The sequence below is a fragment of the Azospirillum largimobile genome, assembly GCF_977007025.2.
This window is the reverse complement of record NZ_CDRMUA020000005.1, coordinates 79,160-99,731: the sequence shown is the minus strand read 5'-3', so window position 1 is coordinate 99,731 and position 20,572 is coordinate 79,160. Positions and strand designations below refer to the sequence as shown.

Annotated in this window: 21 protein-coding genes and 3 tRNA genes; 6 read left to right on the top strand and 18 right to left on the bottom strand. The window is 68.4% G+C overall.

Annotated features, from left to right (window positions below; all coding sequences use genetic code 11):
- Positions 1-237: 237 nt before the first annotated feature.
- The 4 genes from ACWPKK_RS25180 to ACWPKK_RS25165 all read right to left on the bottom strand — a co-directional run bounded on the left by ACWPKK_RS25180 (position 238) and on the right by ACWPKK_RS25165 (position 3,797).
- Entirely contained in the window at positions 238-1,257 is a 1,020-nt protein-coding gene (locus ACWPKK_RS25180; protein WP_452009868.1) for a TRAP transporter substrate-binding protein, read from the bottom strand.
- A gap of 65 nt (positions 1,258-1,322) precedes the next feature.
- On the bottom strand, positions 1,323-2,600 hold the full coding sequence (locus ACWPKK_RS25175; RefSeq protein WP_310115106.1) for a TRAP transporter large permease: 1,278 nt from the start codon (positions 2,598-2,600) through the stop codon (positions 1,323-1,325).
- A gap of 34 nt (positions 2,601-2,634) precedes the next feature.
- The gene (locus tag ACWPKK_RS25170; protein ID WP_452009865.1) at positions 2,635-3,210 is read right to left on the bottom strand and encodes a TRAP transporter small permease; all 576 of its coding nucleotides are present in this window, start codon (positions 3,208-3,210) and stop codon (positions 2,635-2,637) included.
- Complete coding sequence (locus ACWPKK_RS25165; protein ID WP_452009863.1) at positions 3,207-3,797, bottom strand: gluconokinase; 591 nt, start codon at positions 3,795-3,797, stop codon at positions 3,207-3,209. Before ACWPKK_RS25165 ends, ACWPKK_RS25170 begins: the two co-directional genes overlap by 4 nt.
- Before the next feature lie 390 nt (positions 3,798-4,187).
- Between ACWPKK_RS25165 and gntR the strand changes: the two genes are divergently transcribed.
- Positions 4,188-5,252, top strand: a complete 1,065-nt coding sequence (gene gntR / locus ACWPKK_RS25160) for an HTH-type transcriptional regulator GntR (protein WP_452009861.1) — start codon at positions 4,188-4,190, stop codon at positions 5,250-5,252.
- Between the two features lie 241 nt (positions 5,253-5,493).
- Here the strand turns inward: gntR and ACWPKK_RS25155 are convergent, their stop codons facing one another.
- Positions 5,494-7,542 (bottom strand): methyl-accepting chemotaxis protein, encoded by a 2,049-nt coding sequence (locus ACWPKK_RS25155; protein ID WP_452009860.1) that lies wholly within the window; start codon positions 7,540-7,542, stop codon positions 5,494-5,496.
- A gap of 238 nt (positions 7,543-7,780) precedes the next feature.
- Complete coding sequence (locus tag ACWPKK_RS25150) at positions 7,781-8,569, bottom strand: SDR family NAD(P)-dependent oxidoreductase (protein WP_452009857.1); 789 nt, start codon at positions 8,567-8,569, stop codon at positions 7,781-7,783.
- A gap of 348 nt (positions 8,570-8,917) precedes the next feature.
- Between ACWPKK_RS25150 and ACWPKK_RS25145 the strand changes: the two genes are divergently transcribed.
- Positions 8,918-9,310 (top strand): hypothetical protein, encoded by a 393-nt coding sequence (locus tag ACWPKK_RS25145; RefSeq protein WP_452009856.1) that lies wholly within the window; start codon positions 8,918-8,920, stop codon positions 9,308-9,310.
- 175 nt (positions 9,311-9,485) lie between these two features.
- A complete protein-coding gene (locus ACWPKK_RS25140) occupies positions 9,486-10,706 on the top strand; it encodes a THUMP domain-containing class I SAM-dependent RNA methyltransferase (RefSeq protein ID WP_452009853.1) in 1,221 nt (406 codons plus the stop codon).
- A gap of 4 nt (positions 10,707-10,710) precedes the next feature.
- Here the strand turns inward: ACWPKK_RS25140 and ACWPKK_RS25135 are convergent, their stop codons facing one another.
- The gene (locus tag ACWPKK_RS25135) at positions 10,711-12,186 is read right to left on the bottom strand and encodes a cytochrome P450 (RefSeq protein ID WP_452009850.1); all 1,476 of its coding nucleotides are present in this window, start codon (positions 12,184-12,186) and stop codon (positions 10,711-10,713) included.
- Between the two features lie 86 nt (positions 12,187-12,272).
- Between ACWPKK_RS25135 and ACWPKK_RS25130 the strand changes: the two genes are divergently transcribed.
- Positions 12,273-13,214, top strand: a complete 942-nt coding sequence (locus ACWPKK_RS25130) for a hypothetical protein (RefSeq protein ID WP_452009848.1) — start codon at positions 12,273-12,275, stop codon at positions 13,212-13,214.
- A 78-nt stretch (positions 13,215-13,292) separates the two neighbouring features.
- Here the strand turns inward: ACWPKK_RS25130 and ACWPKK_RS25125 are convergent.
- From ACWPKK_RS25125 to ACWPKK_RS25105, 5 genes are all read right to left on the bottom strand, one after another.
- A tRNA-Glu gene (locus tag ACWPKK_RS25125) sits at positions 13,293-13,368 on the bottom strand.
- Positions 13,369-13,413: 45 nt separating this feature from the next.
- A tRNA-Glu gene (locus ACWPKK_RS25120) sits at positions 13,414-13,489 on the bottom strand.
- A gap of 67 nt (positions 13,490-13,556) precedes the next feature.
- Positions 13,557-13,632: transfer RNA gene (locus tag ACWPKK_RS25115), tRNA-Glu, on the bottom strand.
- A gap of 43 nt (positions 13,633-13,675) precedes the next feature.
- Complete coding sequence (locus ACWPKK_RS25110) at positions 13,676-14,710, bottom strand: threonine aldolase family protein (RefSeq protein ID WP_452009846.1); 1,035 nt, start codon at positions 14,708-14,710, stop codon at positions 13,676-13,678.
- A gap of 18 nt (positions 14,711-14,728) precedes the next feature.
- Complete coding sequence (locus ACWPKK_RS25105; protein WP_452009844.1) at positions 14,729-15,061, bottom strand: hypothetical protein; 333 nt, start codon at positions 15,059-15,061, stop codon at positions 14,729-14,731.
- Positions 15,062-15,137: 76 nt separating this feature from the next.
- Here ACWPKK_RS25105 and ACWPKK_RS25100 point away from each other — a divergent pair, with 76 nt between their 5' ends.
- Complete coding sequence (locus ACWPKK_RS25100; protein WP_452009842.1) at positions 15,138-16,178, top strand: RluA family pseudouridine synthase; 1,041 nt, start codon at positions 15,138-15,140, stop codon at positions 16,176-16,178.
- A 163-nt stretch (positions 16,179-16,341) separates the two neighbouring features.
- Positions 16,342-17,232 carry an RNA polymerase sigma factor RpoH gene (gene rpoH, locus ACWPKK_RS25095; protein ID WP_194912457.1) on the top strand — a complete coding sequence of 297 codons (891 nt, stop codon included), beginning with the start codon at positions 16,342-16,344 and terminating at the stop codon, positions 17,230-17,232.
- Between the two features lie 15 nt (positions 17,233-17,247).
- Here rpoH and ACWPKK_RS25090 read toward each other — a convergent pair whose 3' ends face one another.
- From ACWPKK_RS25090 to ACWPKK_RS25065, 6 genes are read right to left on the bottom strand one after another with little or no spacing between them, the layout of a single operon-like run.
- Positions 17,248-17,592, bottom strand: a complete 345-nt coding sequence (locus ACWPKK_RS25090; RefSeq protein WP_452009839.1) for a gamma-glutamylcyclotransferase family protein — start codon at positions 17,590-17,592, stop codon at positions 17,248-17,250.
- Positions 17,585-17,971 (bottom strand): bleomycin resistance protein, encoded by a 387-nt coding sequence (locus tag ACWPKK_RS25085; protein WP_452009836.1) that lies wholly within the window; start codon positions 17,969-17,971, stop codon positions 17,585-17,587. Before ACWPKK_RS25085 ends, ACWPKK_RS25090 begins: the two co-directional genes overlap by 8 nt.
- Before the next feature lie 7 nt (positions 17,972-17,978).
- Complete coding sequence (locus ACWPKK_RS25080; protein WP_452009834.1) at positions 17,979-18,785, bottom strand: PhzF family phenazine biosynthesis protein; 807 nt, start codon at positions 18,783-18,785, stop codon at positions 17,979-17,981.
- A 35-nt stretch (positions 18,786-18,820) separates the two neighbouring features.
- Positions 18,821-19,837, bottom strand: a complete 1,017-nt coding sequence (locus ACWPKK_RS25075) for a threo-3-hydroxy-L-aspartate ammonia-lyase (RefSeq protein WP_452009831.1) — start codon at positions 19,835-19,837, stop codon at positions 18,821-18,823.
- Between the two features lie 36 nt (positions 19,838-19,873).
- On the bottom strand, positions 19,874-20,308 hold the full coding sequence (locus tag ACWPKK_RS25070) for a GNAT family N-acetyltransferase (protein ID WP_452009829.1): 435 nt from the start codon (positions 20,306-20,308) through the stop codon (positions 19,874-19,876).
- Positions 20,309-20,312: 4 nt separating this feature from the next.
- Positions 20,313-20,564: a DUF1127 domain-containing protein gene (locus ACWPKK_RS25065; RefSeq protein WP_452009826.1), complete on the bottom strand. Its 252-nt coding sequence runs from the start codon at positions 20,562-20,564 to the stop codon at positions 20,313-20,315.
- Positions 20,565-20,572 lie beyond the last annotated feature (8 nt).

Below are 20,572 nucleotides of genomic sequence, written 5' to 3'. Positions count from 1 at the left end.
ATTTGTTGGTCCGAAATACATTGAGAGTCGTTCGCATAAATAGAACAAAGACCAATAAACTCGCATCTTCAAACCACACTTTGGGACCAATGCCACAGTTTGTTCGAACGCGAACAACCTCTATCCGATAGACTCTCCGTTCCGTCGCCACAAAAGACGAAGGGGGCGGACCGGCTTCCCCGATCCACCCCCATTCATCCTCTTCGCCCCGTCACAAGGCGTGTACGCATTGCAGCGTTACTTCCGGGCGGCGACGATGGCGGCCTGGATCTCCTTCAGGACCTCCGCACCGCCGTCGGCGGCATACTTGTCGAAGGCGGGCTTGACCATCTCGCGCATGCGGTCCAGCTCGGCCGGGCTCAGCTCGTTGATCTGCATGCCCTTTTCCTTCAGGTAGGCCACGCTCTGGGCCGAGGCCTCGCGGCTGTCCTTGCGCTCGAACTCGCGCGAGGCGACGGCGGCCTCGTGAACGATCTTCTTCTCGTCCGCCGACAGGCCTTCGTACCAGCGCTTGCTGGCCAGCACGATCCACGGGCTGTAGACGTGGCGGGAAATGGTCAGGTACTTCTGCACCTCGTAGAACTTGGACGACTGGATGGTCGTGACCGGGTTCTCCTGGCCGTCGACCGTGCCGGTCTCCAGCGCGGTGAACAGCTCGGAGAAGGCCAGCGGCACCGCGTTGGCGCCGAAGCGGTTGAACATGTCGATGTAGACCGGGTTCTGCATCACGCGCAGCTTGATGCCGCCCATGTCTTCCAGCTTGGTGATCGGCCGCTTGCTGTTGGTCAGGTTGCGGAAGCCGTTCTCCCAATAGACCAGCCCGACCAGCCCCTTGTCGTTCAGCGCCTTCAGCAGCTTCTCGCCGAACGGGCCGTCCAGCACGGCGTCGGCTTCCTTCTCGTTGTTGAACAGGAAGGGCAGGTCGTAGACGCCGAAATCCTTGACGATGCCGACGAGCGTGGCGGTGGAGCCCACCATCATCTCCTGCGCACCGCCGATCAGGGCGTTCTGCATCTGGATGTCGTTGCCCAGGCTGGCGTCGCCGAAGCCCTTCATCTTGAACTTGCCGCCGCTGCGCTTGGACAGTTCCTCGGCGAAATACTTCACCGCGCGGCCCTGGTTGCTGCTTTCCGACAGGCCGTAGCCGAAGCGGATGATGCGGGTCTTCACCTCCTGGGCGGAGGCGCTGGTGACGGCGGCGACCGGAGCGAGCAGGGCGGCGGCGATGCCGGTGGCGAGAAGCAGTTTGCGGAACATGGTGTCGGTCTTCCTTCCTTGGGCGTTTCGTTGTGTTTGGTGTTCGGGCGTTTGGTGTTCGGGCGTCAGTGGAAGAAATGCAGCGGCGCGGTGACGATCTCCGGCACGGCGATCAGCAGGCCCAGCAGCACGATGTAGGTCAGCAGGAAGGGCCAGATGCCCTTGGTGGCGCTTTCCAGCGAGATGCGGGCGACGCCGCACACCACGTTCAGCACCGTGCAGACCGGCGGATGGATCAGGCCCAGCGTTCCGACCAGGACGAACATCACGCCGAAATAGGCGGGGTCGATGCCGGCCTTGATCGCCAGCGGGGTCAGCACCGGGCCCAGCACCAGGATGGTCGGCGTCAGGTCCATCACCGTGCCGACGGCCAGCAGCAGGCAGGCGATGGCCAGCATCAGCAGCTTCGGATTGTCCATCAGCGGGGCCAGCAGCTCCGTCATCTGCTGCGGCAGGTCGGCCAGCGTCACCATGTAGGACGACACCAGCGCCGCGGCGCACAGGAACATCACGGTGCTGGTGGTGCGCGCCGCCTGGACCAGCAGCGGGACCAGCTGCGCCAGCGTGACCTGACGGTAGACGAACAGCGCGACGAACAGCGAATAGACGGCGGCGACCACCGCGGCCTCGGTCGGCGTGAAGATGCCGCCGCGCAGGCCGCCGATGATGATGACCGGCAGGGCCAGCGCCCAGATGCCGTCCCCCAGCGCCTTCAGCCGCTCCCGCCCGCTCGCCTTCGGCTGCAGCTTCACCGTCATGTCGCGGACGACGAAGGTCCAGGCGCAGACCAGGCCGATGCCCATCAGCAGGCCGGGCACGATGCCGGCCATGAACAGCGCGCTGATCGAGGTGTTGGTGGTCACGCCGAAGATGATGAAGGGCATGCTGGGCGGGATGATCGGGGCGATGATGCCGCCGGATGCGATCAGGCCGGCCGAACGCGGCACCGGGTAGCCATGGTCGCGCATCATCGGGATCAGCAGCGTGGCGAGCGCCGCGGTGTCGGCGATGGCCGAGCCCGACAGGCTGGCCAGCATCACCGAGGCGCCGATGGTGACGTAGCCCAGCCCGCCCTTGATGTGGCCGACAAGGCTGACCGCGAGATTGATGATGCGCTGGGAAATGCCGCCCGCGTTCATCAGCTCGCCGGCCAGGATGAAGAAGGGCACCGCCATCAGCGGGTAGTTGTCGGCGCCGCTCAGCATGTTCTGGGCGACCAACTGGGCGTCGAAGAAGTCCAGGTGGACCATCAGCGCGACGCCGGTCAGCATCAGCGCGAAGGCGATGGGCATGCCGAGCAGCATCAAGCCGAACAGCGAGCCCAGGAAAATGGTGAGGGTCATGGCGGAAACTCCGTCCGCAGGAGGTCTTCTGGGCTCAGTGCTTGACGACGGCGGCGCTGCCGTGCGGGGCCGGGGGCGGCACGGCGGGGCCGTGCGATTCCGGATGGTCCATCATCGTGTCGGGATCGCCGGGGACGCGGGCGCCCGGCTGGTTGGTGACGATCCGCACCAAGTTCGCCAGCACGATCAGCGCCATGGCGATGGCCGGGAAGAAGCCCGCCGCGGCGTAGAAGGCCATGGGGAAGCGCAGGACGGTGGAGAAGGTCTCCATGCCGATCAGCAGCTGGATCCAGCTGCCCTGCACGAACAGCCACAGGGCGTAGAGCATCATCAGGTGCGCGATCACCGCGCAAGCCCGGCGGACCTTGGCCGGCAGGCGGCTCTGCACGATCTCCAGGCCCAGGTGCCGCTGGTGCCGCAACGCCACGGTGGCGCCCAGGAACACCAGCCACACGAACATCAGCCGCGCGATCTCCTCCGCCGCGACGATGCCGCTGTTGAAGATGTAGCGCAGGACGACGTTGCCGAAGACGAGACCGACCATGACCGCCAGCATCAGCGCCATGATCCATTCGGTGATCCGCTCCAGCAGATCCGCCACGCGTTTCATGCGGTCCTCCCAATATTCTCCCCGCCGGTCAGGCGGGCGTAGGCGTCGGCGACGATGGCGTCCGCCGGCAGCGTCACCTCATAGGACAGCACGGCCTCGTCGGCGGCAGGCATCTCAAGGTCGGCGAACTGGCTGTCGACCAGGGCGGTGGGCATGAAATGGGCCGTCCGCGCCCCCATGCGAGAGGCGATCAGCGCCTTGTCGCCGTGCAGATGCAGGAAGACGACCCGCTCGCAATCGCCGCGCAGCCGGTCGCGGTAGCGCCGCTTCAGCGCCGAACAGGCGACCACCAGCCCGCGCCCTTCGCGATGCGCATCGGCGATGAAGCCGGCCAGAGTGGCCAGCCAGCCGTCGCGGTCGTCGTCGGTCAGCGGGATGCCGGCCGACATCTTCGCGATGTTGGCGGGCGGATGGTGCGCATCGCCTTCGATGAAGGCATGGCCCAGCGCCGCGGCAAGGCTCTGGCCGACGCTGGACTTGCCGCAGCCGGCGACGCCCATCACCACGACGATCGGCGGTGCCGCGGACAGGCTGTCCGGCGGGCGGGGGCTGGCGGCGGGAGACGGCGCGATGGAGGGACCGTTCATGAGGCTCGTGTTCCCGATTCCCGGTGCAGGGCGGCATCCGCGTCCTCTCGGGTCACGGCGGCCACGCACTACAAAAACGTGTTAGCGCTATCATGTGCGGACCAAGGGTACATCCGCGGCCTTATGGCCCGAATGCACGGATGACGCCGACACGAGATGACGATACTGTTAGCGCTAACCTTGAGAGGCGTAAAGAGTTTTGTTTGAGTTGCGCACGAACAGGTTGACGCGGTGCTGCAGGTTGCAGCCGTGGCCTAGCGGTTGCAGGCGATGGGCATGCGGCTCTTGCCCGCCATGCTACACAACGGTAATCAGCAATCCCGCGCGGCGCTTCGTCGCGCCGGCCTCTCATCGGCCATTATCGGGCCATTATCGGAAGGACGGAGCCCTGTGACGACGCGTGGCGGTGATCGGCCTGCATCCCCGACGGTCAAGACGCGCAAGCCGCGCTCCTCGCGCACCGGGCGGGCGACGATGGCGGACGTGGCGGAGCGGGTCGGCGTCAGCGCCATCACCGTGTCCCGCGCCTTCAAGCGGCCGGAGCTGGTCGGGCCGGAGCTTCGCCAGCGCATCCTCGACACCGCCCAGTCAATGGGCTACGTGCCGAACCAGGCGGCCAGCGCGCTGGCGTCGGCGCGGTCGATGACGGTGGCCGTGCTGATCCCGTCGATGACCAACATGGTCTTCGTGGAGACGCTGGCCGGCATCCACGACATGCTGCTGCCGCGCGGCTACCGCGCCCTGATCGGCGTCACCCACTATTCCCCGGAGGAGGAGGAGCGGCTGATCCGCACCTACCTGCAGTTCCAGCCCGACGGCATCCTGCTGACCGGCACCGATCACACCGACGTCACCCGCACCTACCTGTCGGCGATGAGCAGCCCGACCGTCCACATGATGGAGCTGCTGGACGAACCCGAAAGCCTCAGCGTCGGCTGCTCGCAGGAGGAAGGCGGGCGACTGATGACCACCCATCTGCTGGAGCGCGGCTACCGCCGCATCGGCTTCGTCGCCGTGCAGCTGGACCCGCGCACGCTGTCCCGCCTGGACGGCTACCGCCATGCGCTGGAGGAAGCCGGGCTGTATGACGAGAAGCGGGTGTGGCGCCTGCCCGACCCGTCCTCCATCCATCTGGGCGCGGCGATGATCGACCGGCTGATGGCCGAGAACACCGACTGCGACGCCGTCTTCTTCTGCAACGACGATCTGGCGCAGGGCGCCCTGTTCCAATGCCAGCGCCGCGGCATCCGGGTGCCGGACCAGCTTGCCATCGCCGGCTTCAACGACCTGCCGGCATCCGCCTGGACCACCCCCACCCTGACCACCATCGCCACGCCCCGCTATGCCATCGGCCGGCATGCCGCCGCCATGCTGCTCGACCTGATGGACGGCAAGGAGCCGCCGCGGCGGCGCGTCGACCTGGGGCTGACCTTCATCGCGCGGGAGAGCACCTGAGCGAAGCTCGCCTAGGCTCTTCACAGCCCATAGGGCAATCGCATTTGGATTCCAGCAGCAGACGAAGCCCTTCTCCCCTTGCGGGAGAGGGGTTGGGGTGAGGGGGGCGCAAGCTTCCGCCTTCGGCGGAATACCCCTCATCCCAACCCTTCTCCCGCAAGGGGAGAAGGGCATCCGAAACGTAGCGTCGTCGCACGAATTCGATGCGCGATTGCTCTGCGCACCCGCCGCGGCGGGCGCCTTACGCCGCGCGCACCGTGGCGATGAAGGTCCCGACCTCCCGGCGCAGCCGTTCCGCCTCGGCGGCCAGTTCCTGCGAGGTGCCGCGGACGCGGCCGGCGGCGTCGCCGGTCTCGTGAACGGCACTGCTGACGCCGGCGATGTTGCTCGACACCTCCTCGGTGCCCTGGGCGGCCTGGGTGACGCTGCTGGCGATTTCCCGCGTGGCGGCGGCCTGCTCCTCGATGGCGGCGGCGATGGCGGTGGTGATCTCGCTCATGCGGCCGATGGTCCGGCCGATGCCGCCGATCGCCTTCTGGGCGCCGCCGGTCGTCTGCTGGATTTCCTGCACCTTGGCCTGGATCTCGTCCGTCGCCTTGGCGGTCTGGGTGGCCAGCGCCTTCACCTCGCTCGCCACGACGGCGAAGCCCTTGCCGGCCTCTCCCGCCCGCGCCGCCTCGATGGTGGCGTTCAGCGCCAGCAGGTTGGTCTGGGCGGCGATGCCGCTGATCAGTTCCACCACCGCGCCGATCTGTTCGGCGGCGGTCACCAGTTCGCGCATGGTGCGGTCGGCGCCGTCGGCGTCGGCCACCGCCTGGGTGGCGATGCGGGTGGAGTTCTCCACCTGCTGGCCGATCTCGGAGATGGAGGCCGACAGTTCCTCCGTCGCGGTGGCGACGGTCTGCACGTTGGCCGACGCCTGTTCCGAGGCGCTGGCGACCAGCAGCGAGCGCTCGCTCGCCTCCTGCGCGGTGGCGGTCAGCGCGGTGGCGGCGTCGCGCATCCCGGTGGCGGCATTGGCGACGGTGTCGACGATGCCCTTCACCGTGCTTTCGAAGGTGTCGGCCATCTGCATCATGGTCTCGCGGCGGTGTTCGGCGGCCTTGCGCTCGCTCTCCTCCTGCGCCTTGCGCATGTGCTCCATCTCCAGCGCATTGGTCTTGAAGACCTGGAGCGAGCGGGCGAGCGCGCCGATCTCGTCCCGGCGCTCGTCGTTGGTGACCGCCACGCCCAGGTCGCCCTGGGCCAGACGCCCCATCGCCCCGGTGATGGCGCCGAGCGGCCGGGTGATGGCGCGCGAGATCGCCCAGGCCAGCAGCAGGCCGGCCAGCACGGCGACCACGGTCACCGCCGTGCCGCGCGATTCGGCCGCGGCGACCTCGGCGGCGGCGGTGCGCTCCAGCTGCGCCAAGAATTCGGCGGAATTGGAGCGGATCAGGCCGATTTTGTCGCCGATCTCCTTGCCGGCCTTGCCCAGCGTCTGGCTGTTCAGAGATTTCAGATCGGCGCTCAGCACCGCGATGCGCTCGATTCCCGTGCGGTAGGCGGGCAGCTTGGCGACGGCCTCGGCCAGCTTGGCCTTGACCGGCCCCTCCTCCATCCCGCCGCGCAGCGCCTCCGCCTTCGCGGTCAGGTCGGTCAGGTCCTTGCGGATGCGCTCCAGATCCTCCGCCTTGGTTTCCGCCACGAAGCGGGCGACCAGCACGCGGACCAGCAGGAACTGTTCGCTGACCTCGGCGGCGCGCACGGTGCGGTCCAGGTTGCCGCCGTCCTTCTCCGCCTTGACGGTATCGCTCAGCGTGCGGCGGATGTCGGCGCCCAGCGTGTTCACCACCGACGCGACGATCTGGTCGCGCTCCGTCCGCGCGGCGACGAGACGGTCGAAGCCGCCGGTCAGCGTCTGGCGCAGCGTGGCGATCTCCTGCGCCGCCTGGAGGTCGGTCGAACGGGTCATCCGCGCGGTGGCGGCGTCCAGCTTCTGGCGAAACTTCTCCACGTCGCTGCGGAACCGGTCGGCCACCGCGGGGGAGCCGCTGGACACGAACTCCTCCGCCGAGCCCAGGGCGTCGGCCATGTTGGTGTCCGCCTCCGCCACCGTCATGGCGACGTGCGACTGCCCCGCATATTGGCGGAGCGCATCGTCGCTCGACCGCAAGCCCGTCCAGGACACCGCCCCCAGCCCGACCAGAAGCGCCAGCGTGACGCCGAAGCCGGTGTAGATCTTGGTCGCCGTCCGCAGGTTGGCGAAGGTTCCGGCTCTGGCGGGCTGGCTCTGGCTGGTGGCGTTCATGATGGTGACCCCGGCGTCCACTGGCGATGGAGCGGTCTTTGGTTAGGCCGCTGATTGGTCAGTCACGTTACAAGAACAATGCCAAAGGACCATTAACGGCCGGGTCGCTTTTCTACCCTACGAAAATGCCATTGGTTGTCTACGCCTCCGTCGGCAGACTTTCGCAATTTGCCAAAACTCCTGATAATGCTTTGCAATTTGCCAATTTCCGCAGCTCTCAACTGCCAAGTCCTAGCCATTAGTTATAGAACTGTCCTCCATTCACCTCAATCACCTGCCCGGTGATGTAGCCGGCAAGCCGTTGGGAGGCGAGGAACAGGTAGGCGCCGACACAATCCTGCGCTGTACCCAGCCGCTTCAGCGGTATGCGCGCCGCGGTCTGCGTCAATTTGTCCGGGGTCGAGTAGCGCTGGTGGAAATCGGTGTCGATGGTGCCGGGGGACACGGCGTTCACGCGGATGCCGTGCGGCGCCAGTTCCGTCGCCAGCGAGCGGGCGAGGCTGGCCTGGAAGGCCTTGGCGGCGCTGTAGAGCGACGACCCCGCGCTGCCCCCGGTCCGGCCGGAGATGGAGCCGGTGTTGACAATGGCCCCCTTCGACGCGACCAGCGCCGGCAGCGCCGTCCGGCTGGCGATGACGGCGGAGGCGGCGTTCAGGTCGAACTGCTGCTGCAGGAAGTCGTCGTCGATGTCGCCCAGCGCCACCCGGCCCAGCATGGTGCCGGCATTGTTGATCAGCACGTCCAGCCCGCCGAGCCGGTCCACCGCGCTTTCCACCACCCGGCGGACCTCCGCCTTGTCGGCGAAGTCGCCGGCCAGCGGGACCACCCCGGCACCCATCGCCGCAGCCGCGGCCTCTAGCGCCGCCGCGTCGCGGCCATGGATGACGACACGGGCGCCGAACTGGGCGAACGCCGCCGCCACCGCGGCGCCGATGCCGCGGCTGCTGCCGGTCACCAGAACCCGCTTGCCGCGGAACTCCTGCGCCAGCAGGTCGGCGGGCCAATCGGCAAAATCGGTCGTGGTCATCAACGCGTGCTCCCCTGATGGCAGGCCGCCCCAGCGTATGCCCAGGCATATGTTCGGAATCGAAAGGCGGTCTGATTGTTTGTGTTCCAATCCGATCATAGGGGGCGGCGCTTCCCCCCGTCAATCCAGGTCCGGACGGCAAGGGCACGATTGTTGTTTCCAGGCGAATAGTGTTGTCGGAACTGCTGGATTTATCCGGCGGGGGCAGACGGTTAACTCTGTGTTCACGGCCGACGCTCCCCGGCGCCGACCGGACGTCAACCTCCAGCCCCGCCCCGCGCCCGGTGACGAATCCCCCGTCGCCGGGCGCATCCCCCGGCAGGGCAGTCTTCGAATAAGGACATCATCATGTTCACGCAGAAGTTCGCGACCGCCGCCGTTGCCGCCACCCTGTCGCTGTCGGCCCTGACCTTTGCCGCCGGCAGCGCCAATGCCGCTCAGGATGCCGGCTTCGACAGCCTGCTGGCCTCCACCTCCGCCGCCGTCGTGCAGGCCGATGCCCTGACCGCCGAGCGCACCGAGCGCGACGCCGCCCGCACCGCCCTGTCGGTCGCCCGCTCGCTCGCCGCCCAGGGCGACACCAAGGGTGCCAGCGCCTACCTGAACTTCGCCCGCGCCAAGCTCGGCCTCGCCGGCACGGCTCAGGACAGCGTCGTCGGCCTGTCCGCCTCGGGTGACTCCACCATCCGCACCGATGCCGTCCGCGGCAACGCCATCGCCTCGCACAGCTCCTACCGGTAACCTTTTACCGGTAACGCGTGCCCAAGCCTGCAGCACCCGTTCCTGATCCTGCCGCGGACGTCCGCCGACCGACATGAGCGGCGGCGCCGCGCGGCGAACGGGACCACCTCCCGCCTTCCCGCCGTTTTGCGAGAATCCTGTCGTAGACCGCCTGCCTTCGGGCTATGTAGGCGGGATGAACACCGAGCCAGACCACACCGGCCAAGATCACGCCGGCCAAGATTTCGAGATTTTCCTGGTGGCCGCCCCCGGCCTGGAATCCGTGCTGTGCGCGGAGGCCGCCGACCGCGGCTTCGCGAACCCCACCGCGGTGAAGGGCGGCGTGACGGTCACCGGCGGCTGGCCGGAGGTCTGGCGGGCGAACATGGAACTGCGCGGCGCCACCCGCGTGCTGGCGCGCATCGCCTCCTTCCGCGCCTTCCATCTGGCGCAGCTGGACAAGCGGGCGCGCCGCGTTCCCTGGGCGCAAATCCTGCGCGCCGACGTGCCGGTGCGGGTCGAGGCCTCCTGCAAGGGCTCGCGCATCTACCATGCCGGCGCCGCCGCCCAGCGCATCGAACGCGCCATCGCCGAGGAACTGGGCGCCCCCATCGTCAAGGCCGCGCCCAAGAAGACCGGGAAGTCCGCCGATAGGGACGCGCCGGAGGAGGAGGACACCCGCGCCGTCCAGAGCGCCGTCCAGATCAAGGCGCGCATCGACGACGACCTCTGCACCATCAGCGTCGACAGCTCCGGCGAATCCCTGCATAAGCGCGGCCACAAGGAAGCGGTCAACAAGGCGCCGATGCGCGAAACGCTGGCCGCCCTGTTCCTGCGCCAGTGCGGCTATGACGGGCGCGAGCCGGTTCCCGTGGTGGATCCCATGTGCGGCTCCGGCACCTTCGTCATCGAGGCCGCCGAGATCGCCGCCGGCCTGAAGCCCGGCCGCTCCCGTTCTTTCGCCTTCGAGCAGCTTGCCAACTTCGACCCTGCCGTCTGGGAAAGCCTGCGCGCCGGCGGCACGGCCACCGCGCCCGCCGTCCGCTTTTACGGCAGCGACCGCGATGCCGGCGCCGTCACCATGAGCCGGGCCAACGCCGAACGCGCCGGCGTCTCCGCCTGGACCGAGTTCGCCCACCATGCCATCAGCGACCTGACCCCGCCGGAGGGTCCGCCCGGCCTCGTCATCGTCAATCCGCCCTACGGCGCCCGCATCGGCGAGGGCAAGTCCCTGATCCCGCTCTACCACGCCATGGGGCAGACGCTGAAGACGCGCTTTGCCGGCTGGCGGGTGGGCATCGTCACCAACGAAGCCGCCCTGGCAAAGGCGACGGAACTGCCCTTCAAGGAGGGCGGCGTGTCGGTGTCGAACGGCGGCATCCGGGTCACGCTGTACCAGACCGATCCCCTGCCCTGACCGCTCACCCGCCGGTCACCGCCGACACCCGAAGGCGCAACGGCTTGTCCGGCCGCAGCGACACCTGCATGACCGGCCGCGGCGGCGTCGTGCCTGAGGGGACCGAGAAGGCGAAGCGTTGCAGCATCATCGCTGCCATCACCGTCATCTCGGTCATCGCCAGATGCAGCCCCAGGCACACGCGCGGACCGGCCCCGAAGGGCAGATAGGCCCCGCGCGGGATCGGCGGTGAACCCGGCAATGAACCGGGCGCGAAACGCTCCGGCCGAAAGGCGAGCGGATCGGGGAACCAGCGCGGATCGTGCTGAATTGCCTGCACCGGCAGCAGGAACAGGGTGCGGGCCGGAAATTGCCAGCCGCCCAGCGTGATCGGCCGGGTTGAGCGGCGGGTGCTGAGCACCGGAGCCGCCGGAAAGAGGCGCATGGTCTCCTGAATCGTCTGCGTCAGGTACGGCAGCTCCGCCAGCCGTTCGGCCGTCGGCTCCTGACCCGTCAGCACGCGGCGCACCTCGTCCCGCGCCGTGGTCTGCGCCGAGGGGTTCGCGGCCATGCACCACGCCCACCAGATCAGCGTGGCCGCCGTGGTTTCGTGACCGGCCAAGAAGATCGTCATGCACTCATCCCGCACACCGTCCAGGCGCACGCGGTCCGAGCGCCACTCCGCCCCGTCCCCCCGATGCGCGTGCAGCAGGCGGGTCAGCAGATCGTCGGGCCAGCCTTCGGGCGGCAATTCCAGCCGCGCCTGCACATGGCGGTCGATCAGGCTGCGGAGCGCGGCCAAGCCACGCCGCTTGGACCTTTTCCAGGGCACCCAGTCCGGCCAGCTCGCCGGCCAGTACAGTTCGGCATTGGCGGCGCGAAGGACGGTGTGCACCGCCTCCTCCGCCACGCGGGCGTCCCCGCTGATCGGGTGCGAGAACAGCATCCGGACGATCACGTCCATGGCAAGGGCGGTGAGATCGCTCCCGATCCCGCGAAGCTCGCCCTCCTCCCCGTCGCCGGAAGACCAGCGGGAGAGCAGCCGGCCGGTCGCCTCGACGATGGCGGGAACGAAGCCTTGTACCGCCCTGTGCTGGAAAGCCGGCTGCAGGGCCTGACGCCGGGCGCGCCACTCCTCCCCTTCCGCGACGAAGAGGCTGCGGCCTTGCAGGCGCCTGAACACGCCGATGCCGCGCTCCCAGCGGATCAGCGCGTCATGGTGGGCGACCAGAAGCTCGCGGGCGAGGTCCGGATGGCCGACGATGACCTGATGCTCCGGCCAGATGCGCAGGTGCACCAGATCGCCATACTCGCGATGCCACGCGTCGAGCGCGGCGGGCAGGTCGCGGCGCATGCGCGCCAGATGGCTCCAGCCGGTCAGGCGGGACGGCGGACCGGGCGGCCAGCCTCCAGCGGACGGGGTTTCGGGCAGTTGCGATGCCGGCACGGGGGACGGCGCATCCCCGTGGAACGGGCAGGTCGAGGACGATGATGTGGTCATGGCCGCCAGTGTCCACACAGGCGAGCCACCCGTATTGAACGCAACCGACATCGACGCCGCAGAGTTCCTGCGGCTATGATCCCGCCATGCTTTCGCTGTCGCCCTCACCAGCGCCGCCGACTGTCCCCTGCCCCGATCCGCTGGCGCGCTCCCCCCGTGTTTGCGCAGGCTCGGACCGCGCGCGGCTGTATCTTGCGCCACTGTCGCTGCAGGGGGCGGCGACGGCGATCGTCTGCCGGGATACCCGCGGGATCGGATTGGACGACCGGCAGCGGCTGTCGCATTTCCCCGCTTCGCCGCTGCTCTGCCTGTCCTGGTTCCGGGGCATGGAATCGGGCATCGTCGAACGCGCGGCCGGCAGCCCACGCTGGCGTCCGTTCGGAACGGCAACCGTGCTGTCCGGCAGCCAGTCGCACCCGTTCGCCAGCTGGTCGCCGACGACCGGCCGCGCCGGAATGCTGTGCTTCCCGGCCGACGTGGCGCGCACCCTGTTCGGCATTGATCCGGCCATGGTGCACGACCGCTTCGTCGACGCACGCGGGGTACTGGACGCCGGCTGGCACCCGCTGCTGGACGCGCTGCTCGACGCCGACAGCGACGCGGCCACCCTTTCGGCGTTGGAATGCCATCTGGCCGAGCGCTGGCGAACGATTCAGGAGGGACGTTCGCCGGTCCCCGCGCTGCGCCGCTTCGGCCGTCATTGGGTGGAGCGGCTTGCGTGGCAGGCGCACCAGTGGCGGCGCACCCACGGCTCCCGTCAGGTCGAACGCCGCATCATGGCGCACAGCGGCCGGTCCCTGCGGCACTGGCAGACCCTGGTCCGAACCGAAGGCGTCTTCTTCACCGCCCGCGAACGCCACGAGGCCGGCCAGCCGCTGGACTGGGCCGCCCTGGCCCAGGAGGAGGGCTTCGCCGACCAAGCCCACATGTGCCGCGCCACCAAGCGCATCACCGGCTTTTCACCGACGGATTTCGCCCGGCGGTATGCGGAGGACGAGGCGTTCTGGCTTTACCGGGTGTGGGTGTGAGGGGGGCCTATAGAAACGCAATAAAAAAGCCCCGCAAATCTGCGAGGCTATGGCATTCCGAAGTAAAACAGGCCGAAGTGGCGTCCCCGACGGGAGTCGAACCCGTGTCGCCGCCGTGAAAGGGCGGTGTCCTAGGCCTCTAGACGACGGGGACGTTGTACCTTCAAGCCCGCGCTCAATAACGCATCCAGCGCGTGGATGGCGTCCCCTAGGGGAGTCGAACCCCTGTTACCGCCGTGAGAGGGCGGTGTCCTAGGCCTCTAGACGAAGGGGACGTCTGGTCCCGATGTGTGTAGCGGCGGTGGAGGCTGCCACCGGCCGCTCGACCCAACCTTGGAAGGTTGGCGTCCCCTAGGGGAGTCGAACCCCTGTTACCGCCGTGAGAGGGCGGTGTCCTAGGCCTCTAGACGAAGGGGACGTCATCGGCGTGGGCGGGTTTCTAACCAAGCCCGCCCCGCCGATCAAGCCTTTTCTTGCAGGCTGCGCAAAATACCCAGCAAACCGTCCACCGCCGCCGCCGGCGTGTCGAACGCCGTCACGAAGCGCGCAGTGCCGTCGTCCCAGCGGTAGAAGCCGTAACCGGCCGCCTCCAGCGCCTCGGCATAGGCCGTGGGCAGGCGGACGAACAGCTCGTTGGCCTCCACCGGATGAGCCAGTTCGACGCCGGGAAACGCCGTCAGGCCGGCGGCCAGGCGGTCGGCCATGGCGTTGGCATGGGCGGCGAGGGTCAGCCACAGGCCGTCGGCCAGCCAGGCGTCGAGCTGCGCCGACAGGAAGCGCATCTTCGACACCAGATGGCCGCCGCGCTTGCGGCCGAAGCCGAAATCCTCGGCCATCGCCGGGTTGAAGAACACCACCGCCTCGGCGGCGAGGCAGCCGCCCTTGGTGCCGCCCAGCGTCAGCACGTCGACCCCGGCCCGCCACGTCACGTCGGCCGGCGCGCAGCCCAGCCGGGCGATGGCGTTGGCAAAGCGGGCGCCGTCCATATGCACGGCCATGCCGTTGGAATGGGCGGTCTCGACCAGCGCCTCGACCTCTGCCGGGGTATAGACGGTGCCGGCCTCCGTCGCCTGGGTCAGGCTGAGGGCGGCGGGCTGGACGCGGTGGACGACGCCGACGCCCGCCTTGGCGATGTGGCGGGACACCGCGTCGGGCGTCAGCTTGCCATGCTCGCCGGCCAGCGGGACCAGCTTGGCGCCCCCGGTGAAGAACTCTGGCGCGCCGCACTCGTCGATGGTGATGTGCGCCTCGTCATGGCACAGCACCGCGCCATAGGGCGGCACCAGCGCCGACAGGGCCAGCGAATTGGCCGCGGTTCCGGTGGCGACCGGGAAGACCGCGACCTCGGTCTCGAAGATCGCGCACAGCCGCTCCGTCACCCGCGCGGTCCAGGGATCGTTGCCGTAGGGGGCGGCGGTGCCGCAGGAAGCGGCGGCCAGCGCCGTCATCACCTGCGGGGCGGCACCGGCGACGTTGTCGCTGCGGAAGTCATGCATGATCGGGAACCCCGTTCTTCAAGGAGCCGCCCTGCTGGAAACGGGGCCGGCGGTGATGGTGGCGGTGACGGCGCCGGTGCGCGGGTCCATCATGTACAGGCGGTCCGGCCCCTGCGGCAGGCTCACCTTGAACAGGACGCGGTTGCCGACGACCACGACCTCGCCGATGCGGGAACCGGCCGGGACGTCCAGCGTCACGTCGACGGCGGTCTCTGCCGGAGCGGGGGCGATGGCGGTCAGGGAGGCGCGGTTGGGGTCCGACATCCGCTTGTACAGCTCCACCCCCAAAAAGGTGAAGCCGGCGACGATCAGAACGCCCATGATGACGATGAGTGCCTTGAGGATCTGCACGGTTTGGGGTCCACTCCCGGACGATTGAAACAGGACGCGACACGCACGCCCGATGGCCGCCAAAACACCCGCCGAAATGCCTGACGACATGTCGGACGACTTCTTCGATCCGGAGGACGGCGGTTCGCCCGCCGGAACCGCCGGGCCGCTGGCCTATACGATTCCCGACGAGGCGGCCGGCCAACGGCTGGACAAGGCGCTGGCCGCCGGTCTGCCGGACCTGTCGCGGTCGCGCGTCCAGGCCCTGCTGGAACAGGGCTGCGTGCGCGGCGACGGGCGGACGATAACGGACCCATCCCTTAGGGTCAAACCCGGCCAGACTTTCCAGGTCGAGGTGCCGGGGGCGGAGACCGCCGAACCGGTGCCGCAGGACATCCCGATCGACGTGGTCTACGAGGATGCCGACGTCCTGGTGATCGACAAGCCGGCCGGCCTCGTCGTGCATCCCGCCGCCGGCAACCCGGACGGCACGCTGGTCAACGCCCTGCTCGCCCATTGCGGCGACAGCCTGTCCGGCATCGGCGGGGTGAAGCGGCCGGGCATCGTCCACCGGCTGGACAAGGACACCAGCGGCCTGATGGTGGTCGCCAAGAACGACCGCGCCCACCATGGCCTGTCGGAGCAATTCTCCGACCGCACGCTGAGCCGCACCTATCTGGCGCTGGTCTGGGGCGTGCCCAACCCGACGCAGGGCCGGATCGAGGGCAACATCGGCCGCAGCAGCGCCGACCGCAAGAAGATGGCCGTGGTGACCGGCGGCGGAAAACACGCCGCCACCAAGTACCGCGTGCTGAAGAGCTTCGGCATGGCGGCCTCGCTGGTCGAATGCGTGCTGGAGACCGGGCGCACCCACCAGATCCGCGTCCACCTGACCCACATCGGCCATCCGCTGGTCGGCGACCCGCTCTATGGCCGCGGGCGGTCGGGGCGGCCGGGAGGCAAATTCGCCTCGCTGCTGCCGGAACCGGTGCGGAGTAGTTTTGTTGGGTTTCCGCGACAGGCGCTGCATGCCGCGGCCCTGACCTTCCGTCATCCGGTCAGTGGCGAGATCGTGAGCTTCCGCTCTCCAATCCCGGCGGATATTCATGAACTAATTGTCACCTTGGAGACGGTTTAAAACGGTACACCGGGAAATCTTTCTTGGTTAGACTCCCGGTCAATGGCGAGGTTCCGCCGCCCGCTCATTGAGAGGGGCCTATGGAACCCGCGCTGAAGAACGGCAGTGTGCGCATGAATTCATGTCTGCGCCCACCGGCCGTCATAAAGGGGGTTTTAGAACTATGGCGACGGCGTCCAACCTTCCGGCGATCGGGTCCGAGAGCAATCTGTCCCGCTATCTCCAGGAAATCCGCAAGTTCCCGATGCTGGAGCCGCAGCGGGAATACATGCTGGCCAAGCGGTGGCAGCAGCATGAGGATTCCGGCGCCGCCCACCAGCTCGTCACCAGCCACCTGCGGCTGGTCGCCAAGATCGCGATGGGCTACCGCGGCTACGGCCTGCCTCTGTCGGAACTGATCTCCGAAGGCAATGTCGGCATGATGCAGGCGGTCAAGCGCTTCGATCCCGACCGCGGCTTCCGGCTGGCGACCTACGCCATGTGGTGGATTCGCGCGGCGATCCAGGAATACATCCTGCACAGCTGGTCGCTGGTGAAGATGGGCACGACGGCGGCCCAGAAGAAGCTGTTCTTCAACCTGCGCCGGCTGAAGGGCCAGATGCAGGCGATCGAGGAAGGCGACCTGTCGCCCGAACAGGTCCACGCCATCGCCACCAAGCTGGACGTGCCGGAACAGGACGTCGTCAACATGAACCGGCGCCTCGCCAGCCCCGACCATTCGCTGAACGCGCCGCTGCGGGCGGAGAGCGAGGGCGAATGGCAGGATTTCCTGGTCGACGAGACCGCCAGCCAGGAAATCACGCTGGCCGACCGCGAGGAACTGGGCAAGCGCCGCAAGCTGCTGGCCAATGCCATGACCGCGCTGAACGACCGCGAGCGCGACATCCTGACCGAACGCCGCCTGCGCGAGGCGCCGACGACGCTGGAGGATCTGTCGCAGAAATACGGCATCAGCCGCGAACGCGTCCGCCAGATCGAGGTCCGCGCCTTCGAAAAGCTGCAGAAGGCGATCAAGGCCGCCGCGGTGGAACAGAAGATGGAGACGGAGGCGTAAGGCGCCTCCCTTCCCTCACGCCTTGACGTAGACCCAGGCCTCCGCCCCCGACGTCAGCCGGACCATGACGCGCCTGTAATCCGAGACTTCGTAGGAATCAGCAGCCTCCAATTCCTCCGCGGTGATCTCGAACAGGGTGCCGGCGACCTCGTCCGCCGGGTCGCCGCTCTCGCTGACCACGGGGTGGAAGCGCTTGCCGCTGGTGCGGATCACCTCCGGGTCGGTGATCTCCAGCATGTCGCTGCGGTATCCCGGCATGGAGTCCGCCCGCCCGGCCAACAGCCGGCCGAAGGACGCCATCTGCACGTTCTCCTGCTGCAAGGTGCCGTAAGAAAACAGAAGGACCGTGTCCTCAGCCATCGCCATCCCTCCGTGCCTCTGCCCCGACGCGCAGCAGGTTGCCGTCCGGGTCGATGTGGGCGAACTCGCGCAGGCCATAGGGCGTGTCGGTCACCGCGGTCAGGCGTCCACGAACGCCAGCCGCCTGCCACGCCGCATGAAGCGCGTCGGCGTCGCTGACATAGAGATAGCAGGCGACGACCGAGCGTTCCGGATCGAGGTCCGGAACCAGTGCCAGATGCAGGCTCACGCCATCCCGATCGAGAAACCCATAGACGGGAGCCGCCGAGGCATCGTCATAAGCGGTAACGGCGAAGCCAAGACGCTGATAGTGGGCGAGCGCCGCACCCACGTCCCGGACCGGCAAAATGGGTGCTACGCGCTCGAACCGAACGGTCATCGCAGCCTCACACCAGGATGGAGCCTTCCAGATACAGCACCGCCTGCCCGCCGATCTTCACGCGGTCGCCGGCCAGTTCGCACAGCAGGTCGCCGCCGCGGGCCGAGACCTGACGCGCCGTCAGCACGGTCTTGCCCAGCCGCTCCGCCCAATAGGGGGTCAGCATGCAGTGGGTGGAGCCGGTGACCGGATCCTCCGGGATGCCCTGGGCCGGTGCGAACAGGCGCGACACGAAGTCGACGCCGCCGTCCCCCGGCGCGGTGACGCAGACCGCGAACAGGTCGAGCTTCGACAACAGCGCCATGTCCGGCGCCAGCGCCCGCACCGCGTCGGCCGTCTCGTACACCACCAGATAGTCGCGCCCGCTCAGGATCTCGACCGGAGCCGGACAGCCCAGCGCCGCCAGCAGGTTGGGGTCGGGGCGTTCCGCCGGGCTGGCGGGACGGTTGGGGAAGTCCAGCGTGTAGCGGTCGCCGTCGCGGGTGACCGTCAGCGTGCCGGCCTGCCGGGTGGCGAAGTCCATGCGCTCGCGGCCGGGCTCCAGGATGGTGGAGATGACGAAGGCGGTCGCCAGCGTGGCGTGGCCGCACAGATCGACCTCCACCGCCGGGGTGAACCAGCGCAGTTCGTAATCATCCCCGCTGCGGATGAAGAAGGCGGTTTCCGCCAGATTGTTCTCCGCCGCGATGGCCAGCATCTGCGCGTCGGGCAGCCAGGACTCCAGCGGCACGACCGCCGCCGGGTTGCCGGCGAAGACGCGGTCGGTGAAGGCATCGACCTGATAGATGGGCAGGCGCATGGCTTTCCCGGTCATGGCGAGCGTTCCTTACGTCTTGGGGGAGAGGCGAGTCAGCCCGCCTGAACCAGCGCGGCGAAGCGGGAGAGGTCGACGTTGCCGCCGGTGACGACGATGCCGACGCGCTTGCCGCGCACATCCAGCTTGCCGGACAGCACCGCGGCGGCGGCGAGGCAGCCGGTCGGCTCCACCAGCATCTTCATCCGGCTGGCGAAGAAACGCATGGCATCGACCAGCTGGTCGTCGGTGACCGTGTCGATGTCGTCGACCAGCCGCTGCATCACCGGGAAGGTCAATTGGCCGACCGCACGGCTCTGGGCGCCGTCGGCGATGGTCTTCGGCGGTTCGATGCGGACGATGCCGCCGCTGCGCAGGCTCTGCTGGGCGTCGTTGCCGGCCTCCGGCTCGATGCCGATCACGCGGCAGCCGGAGTTCAGCGTCTTCGCCGCCACCGCGCAGCCGGCCAGCAGCCCGCCGCCGCTGGTCGGCACCACCAGCAGGTCCAGCGGCGCGCCGCCACTCGCCAGAACCTCCTCGATCAGTTCCTTGGCGACGGTGCCCTGGCCGGCCATCACATGCGGGTGGTCGAAGGGCGGGATGTAGGTGCCGCCCCGCTCTTCCAGCACGCGGGCGACGGCGGCGTCGGGCGGCTCGGCATAACGGTCGTACAGCACCACCTCGGCGCCATAGCCGCGGGTCGCCGCCAGCTTGGCCGCCGGGGCGTCCATCGGCATGACGATGGTGGCCTTCACCCGCAGCATCGACGCCGCCAGCGCGATTGCCTGGGCGTGGTTGCCGGACGAATAGGCGACGACGCCGACCGCGCGCTGCAGCGGCGTGAAGCGGGCGATGGCGTTGTAGGCGCCGCGGATTTTGAAGGCGCCGGTGCGCTGGAAATTCTCGCACTTGAACAGCAGCTCGCCGCCGGTCAGCGTGTCGGCGGTGCGGCTGGTCAGCACCGGCGTGCGGTGGGCGACGCCGGCGATCCGCTCCGCCGCAGCCGCCACGTCGGCGTAGGAGATGGCGAGGCCCGTGGTGTCGGCCACGCTGTTGCTCATGATGTCGGGCATGGCGGCGATGCTCCCCCCTTGTCTTATTCCAAGGTCTTATTCCAGATCGGTGAACAGGAAGGCCTGCTCGTGCCGCTTCAGCCCGGCCTGCTCGTAGAAGCTGATGGCCTTGGGCGCCGACAGCAGCAGGCACATGGTGCCCGGCCCCATCGCGTCGCGGGTGCGGCGCATCAGCTCCTTGCCGATGCCGCGCCCCTGCAGGGCGCGGTCCACGGCAAGATCGGACAGGTAGCAGCAATAGACGAAGTCGGTGATCGACCGGGCGACGCCAACCAGCCGTCCGTCGGCCCTTGCGGTGACGATCAGGCCGGCATTGCGCAGCATCGCCTCCACCCGCGGGCGGTCGCCCACGGGCCGGCGTTCGGCCAGCCCGGAGCGTTCCAGAACGTCGATGAAATCGTCCGCAGTCAGGTCCGGTTCGACCGCGTAGTCGATCCGGATGGCGTCGCCGTGAATGGATTCATTGGCCATCGTCTCATCCCCGCCAGAACGGCTTCGACACCTCCTGCTCCACCTCGGACCGGCTGACGCCGATGTCCTTCAGCAGATGGTCGTCGAGGCCCATCAATGCATGGCGTTGTTTGCGCCGTTCCAACGCGGAAAACAACACGTCGAGCAACCGCCAGAGGGGGCGCGAGGCGACACGGGTGACGCGGTCGGCGGCCGGGACGGCGCCCGGGGCTGCCGTGAAAGTGCCGGAACTGCGGGTCACGTCGGTATGGCGCATCGGATCCT

Excerpts from the sequence above, each read along its gene's own strand:
- ACWPKK_RS25110 (WP_452009846.1), bottom strand. The coding sequence starts at position 14,710 with ATGCATGACTTCCGCAGCGACAACGTCGCCGGTGCCGCCCCGCAGGTG.
- ACWPKK_RS25170 (WP_452009865.1), bottom strand. The coding sequence starts at position 3,210 with ATGAAACGCGTGGCGGATCTGCTGGAGCGGATCACCGAATGGATCATG.
- ACWPKK_RS25065 (WP_452009826.1), bottom strand. The coding sequence starts at position 20,564 with ATGCGCCATACCGACGTGACCCGCAGTTCCGGCACTTTCACGGCAGCC.
- ACWPKK_RS25175 (WP_310115106.1), bottom strand. The coding sequence starts at position 2,600 with ATGACCCTCACCATTTTCCTGGGCTCGCTGTTCGGCTTGATGCTGCTC.
- ACWPKK_RS25085 (WP_452009836.1), bottom strand. The coding sequence starts at position 17,971 with ATGACCGTTCGGTTCGAGCGCGTAGCACCCATTTTGCCGGTCCGGGAC.
- ACWPKK_RS25150 (WP_452009857.1), bottom strand. The coding sequence starts at position 8,569 with ATGACCACGACCGATTTTGCCGATTGGCCCGCCGACCTGCTGGCGCAG.
- ACWPKK_RS25165 (WP_452009863.1), bottom strand. The coding sequence starts at position 3,797 with ATGAACGGTCCCTCCATCGCGCCGTCTCCCGCCGCCAGCCCCCGCCCG.
- ACWPKK_RS25155 (WP_452009860.1), bottom strand. The coding sequence starts at position 7,542 with ATGAACGCCACCAGCCAGAGCCAGCCCGCCAGAGCCGGAACCTTCGCC.
- rpoH (WP_194912457.1), top strand. The coding sequence starts at position 16,342 with ATGGCGACGGCGTCCAACCTTCCGGCGATCGGGTCCGAGAGCAATCTG.
- ACWPKK_RS25140 (WP_452009853.1), top strand. The coding sequence starts at position 9,486 with ATGAACACCGAGCCAGACCACACCGGCCAAGATCACGCCGGCCAAGAT.
- ACWPKK_RS25075 (WP_452009831.1), bottom strand. The coding sequence starts at position 19,837 with ATGCCCGACATCATGAGCAACAGCGTGGCCGACACCACGGGCCTCGCC.
- ACWPKK_RS25080 (WP_452009834.1), bottom strand. The coding sequence starts at position 18,785 with ATGACCGGGAAAGCCATGCGCCTGCCCATCTATCAGGTCGATGCCTTC.
- ACWPKK_RS25145 (WP_452009856.1), top strand. The coding sequence starts at position 8,918 with ATGTTCACGCAGAAGTTCGCGACCGCCGCCGTTGCCGCCACCCTGTCG.
- ACWPKK_RS25070 (WP_452009829.1), bottom strand. The coding sequence starts at position 20,308 with ATGGCCAATGAATCCATTCACGGCGACGCCATCCGGATCGACTACGCG.
- ACWPKK_RS25090 (WP_452009839.1), bottom strand. The coding sequence starts at position 17,592 with ATGGCTGAGGACACGGTCCTTCTGTTTTCTTACGGCACCTTGCAGCAG.
- ACWPKK_RS25135 (WP_452009850.1), bottom strand. The coding sequence starts at position 12,186 with ATGACCACATCATCGTCCTCGACCTGCCCGTTCCACGGGGATGCGCCG.
- ACWPKK_RS25100 (WP_452009842.1), top strand. The coding sequence starts at position 15,138 with ATGCCTGACGACATGTCGGACGACTTCTTCGATCCGGAGGACGGCGGT.
- ACWPKK_RS25130 (WP_452009848.1), top strand. The coding sequence starts at position 12,273 with ATGCTTTCGCTGTCGCCCTCACCAGCGCCGCCGACTGTCCCCTGCCCC.
- ACWPKK_RS25180 (WP_452009868.1), bottom strand. The coding sequence starts at position 1,257 with ATGTTCCGCAAACTGCTTCTCGCCACCGGCATCGCCGCCGCCCTGCTC.